The sequence below is a fragment of the Pseudomonas sp. SDT291_1_S447 genome, from assembly GCF_054070155.1.
In genome coordinates, this window is the sequence record NZ_JBSVXS010000004.1 from 93787 (window position 1) to 110219 (window position 16433).

Here is a 16433-nt window from a genome sequence, read left to right on the forward strand (position 1 = left end):
ATTTTTGTCAGGGCGTGATTCTACCTGCATTAACCGCGCAGGGCGCGTGCGTGATGCTGCAAGTGGTCGTCTATAAAGCTTGAGATGAAGAAATAGCTGTGGTCGTAGCCCGGTTGCAGACGCAATGTCAGCGGATGGCCCGCTTGTTTTGCCGCTTGTTGCAGGGCTTCGGGTTTGAGCTGATTTTCGAGGAAGTCGTCGCGATCACCTTGATCAACCAGCAGCGGCAATTTTTCATCCGCTTCGGCGATCAGCGCGCAGGCATCCCACTCTTTCCACTTCGAACGGTCTTCGCCCAAGTAGCGGGAGAACGCCTTTTGGCCCCACGGACAATCCATCGGGTTGTTGATCGGCGAAAAAGCCGACACCGATTGGTAACGCCCAGGATTGCGCAACGCGCACACCAAAGCACCGTGGCCACCCATGGAGTGTCCGCTGATGCTGCGTTTGTCTGACGCTGGGAAATGCGCTTCAACCAGTGACGGCAATTCCTGCACGACATAGTCATGCATCCGATAGTGGCGCGACCAAGGTTCTTGCGTGGCATTCAGATAGAACCCGGCGCCGAGACCGAAATCCCAGGCGCCATCCGGATCGCCCGGCACATCCGGACCACGCGGGCTGGTGTCCGGCGCAACGATGATCAGACCCAGTTCGGCGGCCATGCGCATCGCGCCAGCCTTCTGCATGAAGTTTTCATCGGTGCAGGTCAGGCCTGACAGCCAGTACAGCACCGGCAGCTTGCCACCCTGCTCTGCTTGCGGCGGCAGGTACACGGCAAACACCATGTCGCAACCGAGCACGTCGGAGCGATGGCGATAGCGCTTGTGCCAACCGCCGAAACTTTTCTGACAGGAGATGTTTTCCAGACTCATGGGGGTTCTCCCAGCTGCAAGTGGCAAGCTTCGAGCTGCAAGCAAAGGCAAAAGCGGCCTGACTTGCAGCTTGAAGCTCGTAACTTGGGCTGCTTTTAGAAATGAATGACGGTACGGATGCTCTTGCCTTCGTGCATCAGGTCGAAGGCCTTGTTGATGTCTTCCAGGCCCATGGTGTGGGTGATGAAAGTATCCAGCGGGATCTCGCCGCTTTGCGCCATGTCGACGTAGCTTGGCAACTCGGTACGACCGCGCACGCCGCCGAACGCCGAACCGCGCCAGACGCGACCGGTGACCAACTGGAATGGACGGGTGGAGATTTCCTGACCGGCACCGGCAACGCCGATAATCACCGACTCGCCCCAACCTTTGTGGCAGCACTCAAGGGCGGCGCGCATCAGTTGCACATTGCCGATGCATTCGAAGGAGAAGTCGACGCCGCCATCGGTCATGTCGACGATCACTTCCTGAATCGGACGATCGAAATCTTTCGGGTTCACGCAGTCGGTTGCGCCCAGTTGTTTGGCGATCTCGAACTTGGCCGGATTGATGTCGATGGCGATGATGCGCGCAGCCTTGGCTTTCACCGCGCCGATCACCGCTGACAGGCCAATGCCACCCAGACCGAAGATGGCCACGGTGTCACCGGGTTTGACCTTGGCGGTGTTGAGCACCGCGCCAATACCGGTGGTGACGCCGCAGCCCAGCAGGCAGACTTTTTCCAGTGGCGCGTCTTTGGAGATCTTGGCCACGGAGATTTCCGGCAACACGGTGTATTCCGAGAACGTCGACGTACCCATGTAGTGGAAAATCGTTTCGCCCTTGTAGGAAAAGCGCGAAGTGCCGTCCGGCATCAAGCCTTTGCCCTGAGTCGCGCGAATTGCCTGACACAGGTTGGTCTTGCCCGACTTGCAGAATTTGCACTGGCCGCATTCCGGGGTGTACAGCGGAATAACGTGATCGCCTACGGCGACCGAAGTCACGCCTTCGCCGATGGCTTCAACGATGGCGCCACCTTCGTGGCCGAGGATCGACGGGAAGATGCCTTCCGGATCAGCACCGGACAGGGTGTAGGCATCCGTATGGCAAACCCCGGAAGCGACTACGCGCAGCAGGACTTCACCGGCCTTGGGCATGGCGACGTCGACTTCTACGATTTCCAGCGGCTTCTTGGCCTCGAAGGCAACGGCGGCGCGCGACTTGATCATGCTGACTCTCCAGTGAATGCATTGAATAAAAAACCAGACAAGGAGTGTAATACATAGCTTTACGATGAATAATCCGGACAAAAGCAAAACATTATTGCCACACAGGGATAATCCTGATGTCCGAAAACCGCTGGGAAGGCATCGACGAGTTCGTTGCCGTCGCTGAATGCAGCCAGTTCACTGCCGCTGCCGAACGTCTTGGGGTTTCGTCCTCGCACGTCAGTCGACAAATCGTACGGTTGGAGGAGCGTTTACAGACGCGCCTGCTCTATCGAAGCACCCGCCGGGTGACGCTGACTGAGGCCGGACAGACATTCCTGCAACATTGCCAACGCTTGCAGGATGGTCGTGAGGAAGCACTGCGTGCGGTTGGCGATCTGACCAGCGAACCAAAAGGCATGTTGCGCATGACCTGTGCCGTCGCGTACGGCGAGCGCTTTATCGTGCCGCTGGTCACGCGTTTCATGGGGCTGTATCCGCAGCTGCGCATCGATATCGAACTGAGCAATCGCCAGCTCGATCTGGTGCATGAAGGGCTGGATCTGGCGATTCGTCTGGGACGTTTGCAGGACTCGCGGTTGGTCGCGACACGCTTGGCGCCACGGCGAATGTATCTCTGCGCGTCACCGTCCTACGTTGAGCGGTACGGCCGCCCACACAGTCTGTCGGAATTGAGTCGGCACAATTGCCTGATCGGCAGCTCGGACATCTGGCAGCTTGAGCAAAACGGGCGCGAGTTTTCCCAGCGCGTGCAGGGCAACTGGCGCTGCAACAGTGGGCAAGCGGTGCTGGATGCGGCGTTGCAGGGAGTGGGGTTGTGTCAGTTGCCGGATTATTACGTGCTGGAGCATCTGCACAGCGGTGCTTTGATTTCCTTGCTGGAAGCGCATCAGCCGCCGAATACGGCGGTGTGGGCGTTGTACCCGCAGCAGCGGCATTTGTCGCCGAAGGTGCGCAAGTTGGTGGACTTTCTCAAGGAGGGGTTGGCTGAAAAGCCGGAGTATAAGGTATGAGTGTTGCGTTGCCTGCTCGCGATGGCGATTCAACAGGCACCACAAAAATTCAGCGGCGATTCGCCCAACGCTGGCGCAACCATTCCAGATCTTCCGGCCGGGTCACCTTGAGGTTATCCGCCCGCCCTTCAATCAGTCGCGGCTTGAGACCGGCCCACTCCATCGCTGATGCTTCATCGGTAATCACGGCATCAGCAACGAGGCTGTCCGCCAACGCCCGATGCAACGCGCCGAGGCGAAACATCTGCGGCGTATAGGCTTGCCAGATCACACTACGATCCACGGTTTCAATCACACGACCATGCTTATCGACCCGCTTCAACGTGTCGCGCGCAGGGACGGCGAGCAAACCGCCGACCGGATCATCCGCCAGCTCATCGAGTAACTTGTCGAGATCTTCGCGACTCAGATTCGGTCGTGCCGCATCGTGCACCAGCACCCAATCTTCATCATCGGCACCCTGCGCGTGCAAGTGCAGCAAGGCATTGAGCACCGAACCGGAACGCTCGGCGGCGCCCTCGACGCGCTGAATACGCAAGTCGCCAGCGCACGCCAGGTTCGGCCAGTAAGGATCATCAACCGCAAGACTGACCACCAGCCCTTTAAGGCTTGGGTGATCAAGGAAACAGCCGAGGCTGTGTTCGAGAATTGTGCGCCCGCCCAGTTGCAGATATTGCTTGGGACGGTCCGCGGCCATTCGGGCACCGACGCCCGCGGCAGGAATCACGGCCCAGAAGGCCGGCAGGGAATTGATCATTGGGCCAACTGGTAAAGGGTTTCGCCGTCCTTGACCATGCCCAGTTCGTGACGAGCCCGTTCTTCAACGGTCTCCATGCCCTTTTTCAACTCGCTGACTTCAGCGTCCATCACTCGGTTGCGCTCCAGCAAACCTTCGTTCTCGGCGTGTTGATCAGCAATCTGCTGATTCAGCTCGGCGACCTGCGCCAGACTGCCATTGCCCACCCACAGGCGGTACTGCAGACCGGCCAGTAGCAAGAGCAAAACGAGAAACAACCAGTAAGGACTGCGCATCGAATATCAGGTATCCAGTGAAAAAAGACAGCCACGCCAAAACTTTGAAGCATCTGATAGCACGAAGCCTGGAAGACCCAGGCTTGTGCTGTTAAGGCATCAGATTAGTGGCAAATCCATCGCTGTCACGACTTTTTCGACACAATCCGGTGTCCTTCCATCGATTTGTACTTAGCCGCGGAATTCGCTGCGACCGTTGTACTTGGCCTTGCCATTCAACTGCTCTTCGATACGCAGCAGTTGGTTGTACTTGGAAACGCGGTCGGAACGGCACAGCGAACCGGTCTTGATCTGGCCAGCCGAAGTACCCACAGCCAGGTCGGCAATGGTCGAATCTTCGGTTTCGCCCGAACGGTGCGAGATCACTGCGGTGTAACCGGCAGCCTTGGCCATCTGGATGGCTTCCAGGGTTTCGGTCAGGGTGCCGATCTGGTTGAACTTGATCAGGATCGAGTTGGCGATCTTTTTGTCGATGCCCTCTTTCAGGATCTTGGTGTTGGTGACGAACAGGTCGTCGCCTACCAGTTGAACCTTCTCGCCGATCTTGTCAGTGAGGATCTTCCAGCCAGCCCAGTCGGACTCGTCCAGACCGTCTTCGATCGAGATGATCGGATAACGTTCGGTCAGGCCTTTGAGGTAATCAGCGAAACCTTCAGCGGTGAACACCTGACCTTCGCCGGACAGGTTGTACTTGCCGTCTTCGTAGAATTCGCTAGCCGCGCAGTCCAGAGCCAGAGTCACGTCGGTGCCCAGCTTGTAACCGGCATTGGCCACAGCTTCCGAGATCACTTTCAACGCGTCTTCGTTGGACGCCAGGTTCGGTGCGAAACCGCCTTCGTCGCCAACGGCAGTGCTCAGGCCACGGGCCTTCAGCACAGCTTTCAAGTGATGGAAAATCTCGGTGCCCATGCGCAGACCTTCCGAGAACGACTTGGCGCCAACCGGCTGCACCATGAATTCCTGGATGTCGACGTTGTTATCGGCGTGCTCGCCACCGTTGATGATGTTCATCATCGGTACCGGCATCGAGTAAACACCCGGCGTGCCGTTGAGGTTGGCGATGTGTGCGTACAGCGGCAGATCCTGATCCTGTGCAGCAGCCTTGGCCGCAGCCAGGGACACGGCGAGGATGGCGTTGGCGCCCAGGGTCGCTTTGTTTTCGGTACCGTCGAGCTTGATCATCGCGTGATCCAGGGCTTTCTGGTCACTTGGGTCGGTGCCCAGCAGCAGATCGCGGATCGGACCGTTGATGTTGGCTACCGCTTTGAGCACGCCCTTGCCCAGGTAACGGCTCTTGTCGCCATCACGCAGCTCGAGCGCTTCACGCGAGCCAGTGGATGCACCGGACGGCGCGCACGCGCTGCCGATGATGCCGTTGTCGAGAAGCACGTCCGCTTCCACGGTGGGATTGCCACGGGAGTCGAGAACTTCACGACCTTTGATGTCGACGATTTTTGCCATTGTTGTAAACACTCCAAAGTTGACGAAAACGACGCAGCTAGAGGAAATCTTTTTACCGTCGGCAAGGGGTGTGCAGCGGGCAGACTTGCAGACGATAACGCTCATGCCCGAGGGCATGAGCGACAAATCGTGCGGTACTTTACCGGAGAATTGAGTGTTACGCGGTTTCTACCGTCGGAAAACTCTTCACCAGTTCGTCCAGAGCTTTGAGCTGGGCCAGGAATGGCTCCAGTTTGTCCAGACGCAAGGCACAAGGGCCGTCGCATTTGGCGTTGTCCGGATCCGGATGTGCTTCAAGGAACAGACCCGCCAGCGACTGGCTCATGCCGGCCTTGGCCAGATCCAGAACCTGTGCGCGGCGACCGCCGGCGGAGTCGGCACGACCACCCGGCATTTGCAGCGCGTGGGTCACGTCGAAGAAAACCGGGTACTCGAACTGCTTCATGATGCCGAAGCCGAGCATGTCGACCACGAGGTTGTTGTAGCCGAAGCTCGAACCACGCTCGCAGAGGATCAATTGATCGTTACCCGCTTCCACGCACTTGTTCAGGATGTGTTTCATTTCCTGAGGCGCGAGGAACTGGGCTTTCTTGATGTTGATCACTGCATTGGTCTTGGCCATCGCGACGACCAGATCGGTCTGGCGCGACAGGAAGGCCGGCAGCTGGATGATGTCGCAGACCTCAGCGACGACCGCGGCCTGGTCAGGCTCGTGGACGTCAGTGATGATCGGTACGCCGAAGGCTTGTTTGATGTCCTGGAAGATGCGCATGCCCTCTTCCAGGCCAGGACCACGATAGGAGGTCACAGAAGAACGGTTGGCCTTGTCGAAACTGGCCTTGAACACGTAAGGGATACCGAGTTTCTCGGTGACCTTCACATACTCCTCGCAAACCTGCATGGCCATGTCGCGGCTTTCCAGCACATTCATGCCACCGAACAGCACCATGGGTTTGTCGTTGGCAATCTCGATGTCGCCGACGCGGATGATCTTCTGTGCCATCGGGGTTACGCCTTCTTCTGGTGTTGAGCCAATGCTGCTTTGACAAAACCGCTGAACAGCGGATGGCCATCACGTGGTGTCGAGGTGAACTCTGGGTGGAACTGGCAAGCGACGAACCATGGATGATCCGGAGCTTCAACCACTTCAACCAATGCCGCGTCAGCCGAGCGACCGGAAATCTTCAGCCCGGCTTCGATGATTTGCGGCAGCAGGTTGTTGTTCACTTCGTAACGGTGACGGTGACGTTCAACGATCACGTCCTTGCCGTAGCAATCATGCACCTTGGAGCCGGCTTCGAGCAGGCATTCCTGAGCGCCGAGACGCATGGTGCCGCCCAGATCGGAGCTTTCGGTACGCACTTCGACTGCGCCGGTTGCGTCTTCCCACTCGGTGATCAGACCCACAACCGGGTGGCCGCTGGCGCGGTCGAACTCGGTGGAGTTGGCGTCTTTCCAGCCCATGACATTACGAGCGAACTCGATGACCGCCACTTGCATGCCCAGGCAGATACCCAGGTACGGAACCTTGTTTTCGCGAGCGTACTGAACGGCAGTGATCTTGCCTTCCACGCCGCGCAGACCGAAGCCGCCCGGTACGAGAATCGCGTCGACACCTTCGAGCAGCGCAGTGCCCTGGTTTTCGATGTCTTCGGAATCGATGTAACGCAGATTGACCTTGGTGCGGTTGCTGATGCCGGCGTGACTCATCGCTTCGATCAGCGACTTGTAGGCGTCGAGCAGTTCCATGTACTTGCCGACCATGGCGATGGTCACTTCGTGTTCCGGGTTCAGCTTGGCGTCAACCACCGCTTCCCACTCGGACAGATCAGCGCTGCCGCATTGCAGACCGAAACGCTCGACGACGAAATCGTCCAGACCCTGCGAGTGCAGGATGCCCGGGATCTTGTAGATGGTGTCGGCGTCTTCCAGCGCGATCACCGCACGTTCTTCAACGTTGGTGAACTGAGCGATCTTGCGACGCGACGAGATGTCGATCGGGTGATCGGAACGGCACACCAGCACGTCAGGCTGCAGGCCGATCGAACGCAGCTCTTTTACCGAGTGCTGAGTGGGTTTGGTCTTGGTTTCGCCAGCGGTGGCGATGTACGGCACCAGCGTCAGGTGCATCAGCATCGCGCGCTTGGCGCCGACTTCGAAACGCAGTTGACGGATGGCTTCGAGGAACGGTTGCGACTCGATGTCACCGACGGTGCCACCGATTTCAACCATCGCCACGTCAGCGTCACCGGCACCCTTGATGATGCGGCGCTTGATTTCGTCGGTGATGTGCGGGATCACCTGGATGGTTGCACCCAGGTAGTCACCACGGCGCTCTTTGCGCAGCACGTGCTCGTAGACACGGCCAGTGGTGAAGTTGTTGTTCTGGGTCATGGTCGTGCGGATGAACCGCTCGTAGTGGCCCAGGTCCAGGTCGGTCTCGGCGCCGTCGTGGGTGACGAACACTTCACCGTGCTGGAACGGGCTCATGGTGCCCGGGTCGACGTTGATGTACGGGTCCAGCTTCAGCATGGTGACCTTAAGTCCCCGCGCCTCCAGGATGGCCGCCAATGAAGCCGATGCAATGCCTTTCCCCAATGAAGAAACAACACCGCCCGTGACGAATATGTAGCGCGTCATGAAAAACCCTAGAAGTCTGCGTTAAAGCGGTACGAGCCGCCGGGGAAAGCGAAGGAAGGCCGAAGCCCCCGATCACCTGCATTAATCACAGTGCACCTTTCAAAAAAACCGCCGCGTTGGGACAGACCGGCAGATGAAACACCGGTACGTTGCTCGCTACACATTTTTTGGAATCGCCCAGCAAAGACTGCTTGGTAATCGGCAACTCCTGCAATTCAGGCGAATCCACAGAAGTTGTATCAAGAAGGGAGCGTAGTCTACCGGAATGCTCCTTTCAGCTCAAACCTTGATCTTCGTCTGTTGGCAGCCAATGCAATTTCCAGCCGTCCTGCATAGAGCCATCAAGTCCCGGCAGGTTCGCCACCGCGAGCAATTCATCGTCGCGAAACAGCAGCGGCAATCTGCCACGCACGAAGCCCGGCACCGCGCGCTCATTGAGCAGGCGCTTGAGATCACGGTGACCGCGATCCCCCAGATGCATGACCTCACCACCCTGACGATAGGCAATGCGCAAAGGCCCGACGGGAGTCTGCCCGCTGAACGTGACATGTCCGTTATCGGCCAAGCGTAGCGCTGAAGACGGGCTCTGCCACTCGCAGCCGATCACTGGCGTACGCAGCCAGTCACCCCTGAGCCACCACAGACGGCCGGCGCTGCGGTGCAGTTCGCCATCGGCCAGACGCCAGATTGGCGCTGCGTCATGGGCGGCGTCGCACAGATTCGCCCAACCCGACCAATGGTCGGTGTCGGGTAGTCGGGTCAGTGGTTCCAGCCAGTGGCTGAGGGCATTTCGTTGACGAGCGACAGACAATGCAGCCAGGGGTGCCAGTTCCAATGACGGCAATCCCAGCCATTCGAATTCATGCGCGGTGGCGGCGTCAGCCAGATCAATCTGCGCCAGCTCATCGAGCAGTCCCTGGGCTTCACGCAAATGCGCGGCGCTGCGGACCATGCTCGCCTGCGCTTGCGGCCAGCGCTCAGTCAGCAGTGGCATGACTTGATGGCGCAAGTAATTGCGCGAGAACTGCCGATCCTGATTCGATGGGTCTTCGATCCAGACTAATTGGTGAGCCTGCGCATACGCTTCCAGCTCGGACCGGGAGACATCGAGCAATGGACGAATCAATGTGCCCTGCCCCATTGATCGCTGCCGAGGCATTGCAGACAAACCACGCACACCAGCCCCGCGCAACATGCGGAACAACAACGTTTCAGCCTGATCATCGCGATGCTGCCCCGTCAGCAACACATTATTGGCTTGCGTCAGCGAACTAAACACCGCGTAACGCGCATCCCGCGCCGCGCGCTCCAAGCTTGCACCCGGCTGCACCTTCACACGTTCGATCAGCAACGGAACACCCAGCGCATCGCACACGGACTGGCAATGCTGCGGCCACGCGTCAGCCGCAGCCTGGAGGCCGTGATGAATGTGGATAGCACTGAGTGGAGGGAGGGATTCGGATTCTGCGAAATGGGCGAGCAGGTGCAGCAGAACAGTGGAGTCGAGACCACCAGAGAACGCGACGCGCCAATGAGCGGCATTGCGCCAAGGCTCAAGGTTCAGCAACAGCCGGGAAGGCAAATCAATCGAGAGCTGACTCATTTTTTCACCTTCACCGAAACCAATGTGGGAGCGAGCTTGCTCGCGAAAGCGGTTCAACATTCAACATTTTCGTTGTCTGTTATAACGCCTTCGCGAGCAAGCTCGCTCCCACAGTGTTTTGCATTGTCAGCTGAATCGGCGTTCGATCAGAGACCGTAGCTCATCAGTCGATCATAACGGCGCTTCAACAGCGCTTCGTTATCGAACTTCTTCAGCATCGCCAGTTGCGAGCTCAGCTCGGCACGGATCGACGCCGCAGCAGCGGCTGGATCACGGTGCGCACCACCCAGAGGCTCGCCGATAACTTTATCGACGATGCCGAGGCCTTTCAGACGCTCGGCGGTAATGCCCATCGCCTCAGCAGCATCCGGCGCTTTTTCCGCGGTTTTCCACAGAATCGAAGCGCAACCTTCCGGCGAGATCACCGCGTAGGTCGAATATTGCAGCATGTTCAACTGATCGCAGACACCGATGGCCAGCGCACCACCGGAACCACCCTCACCGATAACGGTGGCGATGATCGGGGTTTTCAGGCGCGACATCACACGCAGGTTCCAGGCAATCGCTTCGCTCTGGTTGCGCTCTTCAGCGTCGATCCCAGGGTAGGCGCCCGGGGTGTCGATGAAGGTCAGGATCGGCATTTTGAAACGCTCGGCCATTTCCATCAGGCGGCAAGCCTTGCGGTAGCCTTCCGGACGCGGCATGCCGAAGTTGCGGCGTACCTTCTCGCGCACTTCACGGCCCTTCTGGTGGCCGATGATCATCACCGGCTGATCTTCCAGACGGGCGATGCCGCCAACGATGGCAGCGTCATCAGAGAAGTGACGGTCGCCGTGCAGCTCGTCGAACTCGGTGAAGATGTGTTCGATGTAGTCGAGGGTGTACGGGCGTTTCGGGTGACGCGCCAGGCGTGCGATCTGCCAGCTGGTCAGCTTGCCAAAGATGTCTTCGGTCAGCGTTTTGCTTTTGTCCTGCAGGCGGGAGATCTCATCGCCGATATTCAGCGAATTGTCATTACCGACCAAGCGCAACTCTTCGATCTTGGCTTGCAGGTCGGCGATCGGCTGTTCGAAATCTAGAAAATTCGGGTTCATAGGCGTCCGTCTTGGGTCGTGTCCCAAATGAGCTTGGGCCGGCCGGTTGTCTATTCGCGCCCTACCTTAAGGGAGAGGCGCGCTGAGGTCGAGATTAAAAATTCAGGTTGCGGGCAAGCGCAATGATGGCACTTGCCGGTCAACGGTATTGGAGGAAGACGTTGTCTCGCCCGAACTGGTCACGCAGAGCCTGAATCAAGGCATCCGCCGGATCAATTCGCCACGTCTCGCCGAACTGCAGCAAGGTCTTCGCATCCGGGCTGGTGTACTCCATGGTGATCGGACACGCGCCGCGATGACGCTTGAGCAAATCACCCAACCAGCGTAGTTGATCGCCTTTCAGGTCCTGAGTTTGCAGTTTCAGGCGCAGGCTCTCGGCGAGGTTGGTGCGCGCATCTTCCATGCTCATCACGCGTTTGACCCGCAGGCGCAGGCCACCGGAGAAGTCGTCGTTGCTGACTTCGCCTTCGACCACCACCATCGCATCGGTCTGCAACAGCGATTGCGCAGAATGGAACGCATCGGCAAACAACGATGCCTCGATCCGACCAGAGCGGTCGTCGAGGGTGATGAAGCCCATCTTGTCGCCTTTTTTGTTCTTCATCACGCGCAGGGCAATGATCATCCCCGCCACGGTTTGCGTATCCCGGGCCGGCTTCAGATCAATGATGCGCTGACGGGCGAAACGCCGAATCTCGCCTTCGTATTCGTCGATCGGGTGACCGGTCAGGTACAGGCCCAAGGTGTCTTTCTCACCTTTGAGGCGCTCCTTGAGGGTCAACTCCTTGGCCTTGCGATGCACCGCGTAAACGTCGGCGTCCTCCTCGACAAACAAACCGCCAAACAGGTCGGCGTGACCGCTGTCGTGGGTGCGGGCAGTCTGTTCGGCGGATTTGATCGCTTCCTCCATCGCGGCCAGCAGCACCGCGCGGTTGCGATCAATGTTGGCCTGATAGGCTTTTTGTTCGTCGTGGAAATACGGCCCCAGGCGATCCAGCGCACCGCTGCGGATCAAACCGTCGAGCGTGCGTTTGTTGATGCGCTTGAGGTCGACACGGGCACAGAAGTCGAACAGATCCTTGAACGGACCGGCCTGACGCGCTTCGGTAATGGCCTCAACCGGGCCTTCACCAACACCTTTGATCGCGCCCAGGCCGTAGACGATACGGCCGTCGTCGTTCACCGTGAACTTGAATTCCGAAGTATTCACATCCGGCGCGTCGAGACGCAGCTTCATCGTGCGCACTTCCTCGATCAAGGTCACGACCTTGTCGGTGTTGTGCATATCCGCCGAAAGTACCGCTGCCATGAACGGTGCCGGGTAGTGGGCTTTCAACCATGCAGTCTGGTACGAGACCAGGCCGTAGGCGGCGGAGTGGGATTTGTTGAAGCCGTAACCGGCGAATTTTTCTACCAGGTCGAAAATGTTACCGGCGAGGTCGGCGTCGATATTGTTGGTCGCGCAACCTTCAATGAAACCGCCGCGCTGCTTGGCCATTTCCTCGGGTTTCTTCTTACCCATGGCGCGACGGAGCATGTCCGCACCGCCGAGGGTGTAACCGGCCATGACCTGAGCAATCTGCATCACCTGTTCCTGATACAGGATGATGCCGTAAGTCGGCGCCAGAACAGGCTTCAACCCTTCGTACTGGTAATCCGAGTGCGGGTACGCCAGTTCGGCGCGACCGTGCTTACGGTTGATGAAGTCATCCACCATGCCGGACTGCAGCGGGCCCGGACGGAACAGGGCCACCAGTGCGATCAAGTCTTCCAGGCAGTCGGGCTTGAGCTTTTTGATCAGCTCTTTCATGCCGCGGGATTCAAGCTGGAACACCGCAGTGGTTTCAGCTTTCTGCAACAACGAGTACGTCGGTTTGTCGTCCAGCGGGATAAACGCGATATCCAGCGGTGGCTCGTTGACCTTGGCGCGGTCGCGGTTGATGGTTTTCAGTGCCCAGTCGATGATCGTCAGGGTCCGCAGACCAAGGAAGTCGAACTTCACCAGACCGGCCGCTTCAACGTCGTCCTTGTCGAACTGGGTTACCAGACCGTCACCGGCCTCGTCGCAATAGATCGGCGAGAAGTCGGTCAGCTTGGTCGGCGCGATTACCACACCACCGGCATGTTTACCGACGTTACGCACGACGCCTTCGAGCTTGCGCGCCATCTCCCAGATTTCCGCAGCCTCTTCATCAACCTTGATGAAGTCACGGAGGATTTCTTCCTGCTCGTAGGCTTTTTCCAGGGTCATGCCGACTTCGAACGGAATCATCTTCGACAGACGATCCGCCAGGCCGTAGGACTTGCCCTGTACCCGCGCCACGTCGCGCACCACAGCCTTGGCGGCCATGGAACCGAAAGTGATGATCTGGCTTACCGCGTTGCGGCCGTATTTCTCGGCCACGTAATCGATCACGCGGTCACGACCGTCCATGCAGAAGTCGACGTCGAAGTCGGGCATCGATACCCGTTCCGGGTTAAGGAAACGTTCGAACAGCAGGTCGTATTCCAGCGGATCGAGGTCGGTGATCTTCTGTACATAAGCCACCAACGAACCGGCACCCGACCCACGGCCCGGACCTACCGGCACGCCGTTGTTCTTGGCCCACTGGATAAAGTCCATCACGATCAGGAAGTAACCGGGGAAACCCATCTGGATAATGATATCCAGCTCGAAATTCAAGCGGTCGACATAGACCTGACGCTTGGCTTCGTAGTCTTCGGTAGTGTCTTTGGGCAGCAGCACCGACAAGCGTTCTTCGAGACCGTCGAAGGAGACTTTGCGGAAATATTCGTCGATGGTCATGCCATCGGGAATCGGGAAGTTGGGCAAAAAGTGCGTGCCCAGCTTCACTTCAATGTTGCAGCGCTTGGCGATCTCGACGGTGTTTTCAATCGCGTCAGGAATATCGCTGAACAGCTCGAGCATTTCCTCGGCGCTTTTCAGGTATTGCTGATCGCTGTAATTCTTCGAGCGCCGCGGATCGTCGAGGGCGCGGCCCTCACCGATGCACACGCGGGTTTCGTGGGCGGCGAAATCTTCCTGCTTGATGAAGCGCACATCATTGGTCGCCACCAGCGGCGCGCCCAGTTTGTCGGCGAGGGCCACGGCGCCGTGCAGTTGTTCTTCATCGTTGGGACGGTTGGTGCGCTGGATTTCCAGATAGAAACGATCCGGGAACACCGCCATCCATTCACGCGCCAGCGCTTCGGCTTCGGCCGGGTTGCCGCCGATCATGGCCATGCCGATCTCGCCTTCTTTGGCGGCGGACAGCATGATCAGGCCTTCGTTGGCCTCAGCGACCCACTCACGCTCGACGATGATCATGCCGTTACGCTGGCCTTCGATGAAGCCGCGCGAGATCAACTCGGTGAGGTTGCGATAACCCTTGGCGTTCATCACCAACAGGCTGAGCCGGCTCAGCGGTGCGTCCGGGTCCTTGTTCGACAGCCACAGGTCGGCGCCGCAGATCGGCTTGATGCCCGCGCCCATGGTGTTTTTATAGAATTTGACCAGAGAACACATGTTGTTCTGGTCGGTGACCGCGACCGCCGGCATGTTCATGGCCGTCAGCGCCTTGACCAGCGGCTTGATCCGCACCAGCCCGTCGACCAGGGAGTATTCAGTGTGCAGGCGTAGATGAACGAATGAAGCCGGCATAGTGATCCTGTCCAGTTACATAGAGACAACAAGGCCCGGATTGTACCGGGCCTCAAACAAAACATCAGCCTTGCGACTAAACCTGCGTCAGACCTTCCAGCGCTTCGTAAGCCAGACGCACCGGGGCGAACGAGCGCCGGTGAATCGGCGTCGGGCCAAGACGCGCCAACGCTTCCAGATGAACGGGCGTCGGGTAGCCTTTATGGCCACCGATGCCATAACCCGGGTAGATCAATTCGAAGGCAGCCATTTCACGGTCGCGACTGACCTTGGCCAGAATCGACGCCGCAGCGATGGCCGGCACCTTGCCGTCGCCCTGCACCACCGCTTCGGCGCGCATCGGCAGTTGCGGGCAGCGGTTGCCGTCGATCATCGCCAGTTTCGGCTGAATGTGCAGGCCGGCCACCGCGCGTTGCATGGCCAGCATGGTTGCGTGGAGGATGTTCAGCTCGTCGATTTCTTCGACTTCGGCGCGGGCAATGCACCAGCTCAGGGACTTCTCGATGATTTCGTCATAGAGCTTTTCGCGCCTGGCTTCGGTGAGCTTCTTCGAGTCATTGAGACCGAGGATCGGCCGGTTCGGATCGAGAATCACCGCCGCCGTCACCACCGCCCCGCACAACGGGCCGCGCCCGACTTCATCGACACCGGCCACCAGTTCTTCAACTTCGGCGACCAGAGTGAAATCCAGGCCCATCTGCATGCTTGTCTTGCTCATCGTGTCTGACCGATCAGGTTGAGGACGGCGTCCGCCGCCTGATTGGAGGCATCCAGCCGCAGCGTGCGATGGATCTCGTCGAAACCGCGTGTTTGTTCTTCGCCACCTTCGATCAGCGGCGACAGGGTCTGCGCCAGTGCTTCGACCGTGGCATCATCCTGCAACAATTCCGGGACCAGCAGACGCTGGGCCAGCAGGTTCGGCAGGGACACGTACGGGCTCTTGACCATGCGCTTGAGAATCCAGAACGTCAGCGGCGCCAAGCGGTACGCCACCACCATCGGTCGTTTGTACAACAGCGCTTCAAGGGTGGCGGTACCGGAGGCGATCAACACGGCGTTGCACGCGGCCAGAGCCAGATGGGATTTGCCATCGAGCAAGGTCACCGGCAGATCACGTCCGGCGAGTAGCTCTTCAAGTTGCGCGCGGCGTTCCGGATTGGCGCAAGGAATGACAAAGCGTAAACCCGGGCGCATGGCGCGCAGGCGTTCGGCGGTGTCGAGGAACAGTGCACCCAGACGAGAGACTTCGCCGCCCCGGCTGCCGGGCATCAACGCCACCAGCGGGCCATCGGGCAAGCCCAGCTCGGCACGGGCCGCAGCACGATCGGCCTCCAATGGAATGGTATCGGCCAAGGTGTGACCGACGAACCGCACTGGCACGCCCTTCTCTTCGTAAAATTTTGCTTCGAACGGCAGCAGCGTCAGCATCAGATCGCAGCCTTCGCGGATCTTCAGTACACGCTTCTGCCGCCATGCCCACACCGAAGGGCTGACGTAATGCACGGTTTTGATCCCGGCCTGACGCAGCTTCAATTCAATGTTGAGATTGAAGTCCGGTGCATCGATACCGATGAATACGTCCGGCTTCTCGGCGATCAGCGTGGCGATCAGGTCTTTGCGGCGTTTGAGCAATTCGCGCAGCCGGCCGAGAACTTCCACCAGGCCCATGACCGACAAGCGTTCCATGGGAAAGTAGGACGTCAGGCCTTCGGCCTGCATTAACGGACCACCGACGCCGATGAACTCGACCGCCGGATGCTGCACCTTGAGGGCGCGCATGAGACCGGCGCCGAGAATATCACCGGAAGCTTCACCCGCCACCAGCGCAATACGCAAACTGGCCATG

The 16433-nt window shown here is 58.8% G+C and carries 13 protein-coding genes; 1 reads left to right on the plus strand and 12 read right to left on the minus strand.

The annotated features are described in order from the left end of the window. Positions 1 to 29: 29 nt before the first annotated feature. Entirely contained in the window at positions 30 to 875 is an 846-nt protein-coding gene (fghA, locus tag ACW9IR_RS02970) for an S-formylglutathione hydrolase (protein WP_110720135.1), read from the minus strand. Positions 876 to 970: 95 nt separating this feature from the next. Then, on the minus strand, positions 971 to 2083 hold the full coding sequence (locus tag ACW9IR_RS02975; RefSeq protein ID WP_008081726.1) for an S-(hydroxymethyl)glutathione dehydrogenase/class III alcohol dehydrogenase: 1113 nt from the start codon (positions 2081 to 2083) through the stop codon (positions 971 to 973). Between the two features lie 116 nt (positions 2084 to 2199). Between ACW9IR_RS02975 and ACW9IR_RS02980 the strand changes: the two genes are divergently transcribed. Beyond that, complete coding sequence (locus tag ACW9IR_RS02980; RefSeq protein ID WP_457461555.1) at positions 2200 to 3096, plus strand: LysR substrate-binding domain-containing protein; 897 nt, start codon at positions 2200 to 2202, stop codon at positions 3094 to 3096. Positions 3097 to 3145: 49 nt separating this feature from the next. Here ACW9IR_RS02980 and ispD read toward each other — a convergent pair whose 3' ends face one another. The 10 genes from ispD to lpxB all read right to left on the minus strand — a co-directional run bounded on the left by ispD (position 3146) and on the right by lpxB (position 16432). After that, positions 3146 to 3853, minus strand: coding sequence for a 2-C-methyl-D-erythritol 4-phosphate cytidylyltransferase (gene ispD, locus ACW9IR_RS02985; RefSeq protein WP_457461558.1), 708 nt, complete (start codon positions 3851 to 3853; stop codon positions 3146 to 3148). Then, a complete protein-coding gene (ftsB, locus tag ACW9IR_RS02990; RefSeq protein ID WP_007908838.1) occupies positions 3850 to 4128 on the minus strand; it encodes a cell division protein FtsB in 279 nt (92 codons plus the stop codon). The genes ispD and ftsB overlap by 4 nt, the downstream gene beginning before the upstream one ends. Before the next feature lie 171 nt (positions 4129 to 4299). After that, positions 4300 to 5589, minus strand: a complete 1290-nt coding sequence (gene eno, locus ACW9IR_RS02995) for a phosphopyruvate hydratase (RefSeq protein WP_042557893.1) — start codon at positions 5587 to 5589, stop codon at positions 4300 to 4302. A gap of 157 nt (positions 5590 to 5746) precedes the next feature. After that, positions 5747 to 6592, minus strand: coding sequence for a 3-deoxy-8-phosphooctulonate synthase (gene kdsA / locus ACW9IR_RS03000; protein ID WP_016985082.1), 846 nt, complete (start codon positions 6590 to 6592; stop codon positions 5747 to 5749). 5 nt (positions 6593 to 6597) lie between these two features. Further along, complete coding sequence (locus tag ACW9IR_RS03005) at positions 6598 to 8229, minus strand: CTP synthase (RefSeq protein WP_095119284.1); 1632 nt, start codon at positions 8227 to 8229, stop codon at positions 6598 to 6600. A gap of 274 nt (positions 8230 to 8503) precedes the next feature. Further along, on the minus strand, positions 8504 to 9832 hold the full coding sequence (tilS, locus tag ACW9IR_RS03010) for a tRNA lysidine(34) synthetase TilS (protein WP_457461561.1): 1329 nt from the start codon (positions 9830 to 9832) through the stop codon (positions 8504 to 8506). 146 nt (positions 9833 to 9978) lie between these two features. Then, entirely contained in the window at positions 9979 to 10926 is a 948-nt protein-coding gene (locus ACW9IR_RS03015; RefSeq protein WP_038357918.1) for an acetyl-CoA carboxylase carboxyltransferase subunit alpha, read from the minus strand. Between the two features lie 139 nt (positions 10927 to 11065). Next, complete coding sequence (gene dnaE / locus ACW9IR_RS03020; RefSeq protein WP_457461564.1) at positions 11066 to 14587, minus strand: DNA polymerase III subunit alpha; 3522 nt, start codon at positions 14585 to 14587, stop codon at positions 11066 to 11068. Positions 14588 to 14663: 76 nt separating this feature from the next. Next, positions 14664 to 15290 (minus strand): ribonuclease HII, encoded by a 627-nt coding sequence (rnhB, locus tag ACW9IR_RS03025; RefSeq protein ID WP_457461587.1) that lies wholly within the window; start codon positions 15288 to 15290, stop codon positions 14664 to 14666. 11 nt (positions 15291 to 15301) lie between these two features. Continuing rightward, positions 15302 to 16432 (minus strand): lipid-A-disaccharide synthase, encoded by a 1131-nt coding sequence (gene lpxB / locus ACW9IR_RS03030; protein ID WP_457461566.1) that lies wholly within the window; start codon positions 16430 to 16432, stop codon positions 15302 to 15304. Between the last annotated feature and the right edge of the window lies 1 nt (position 16433).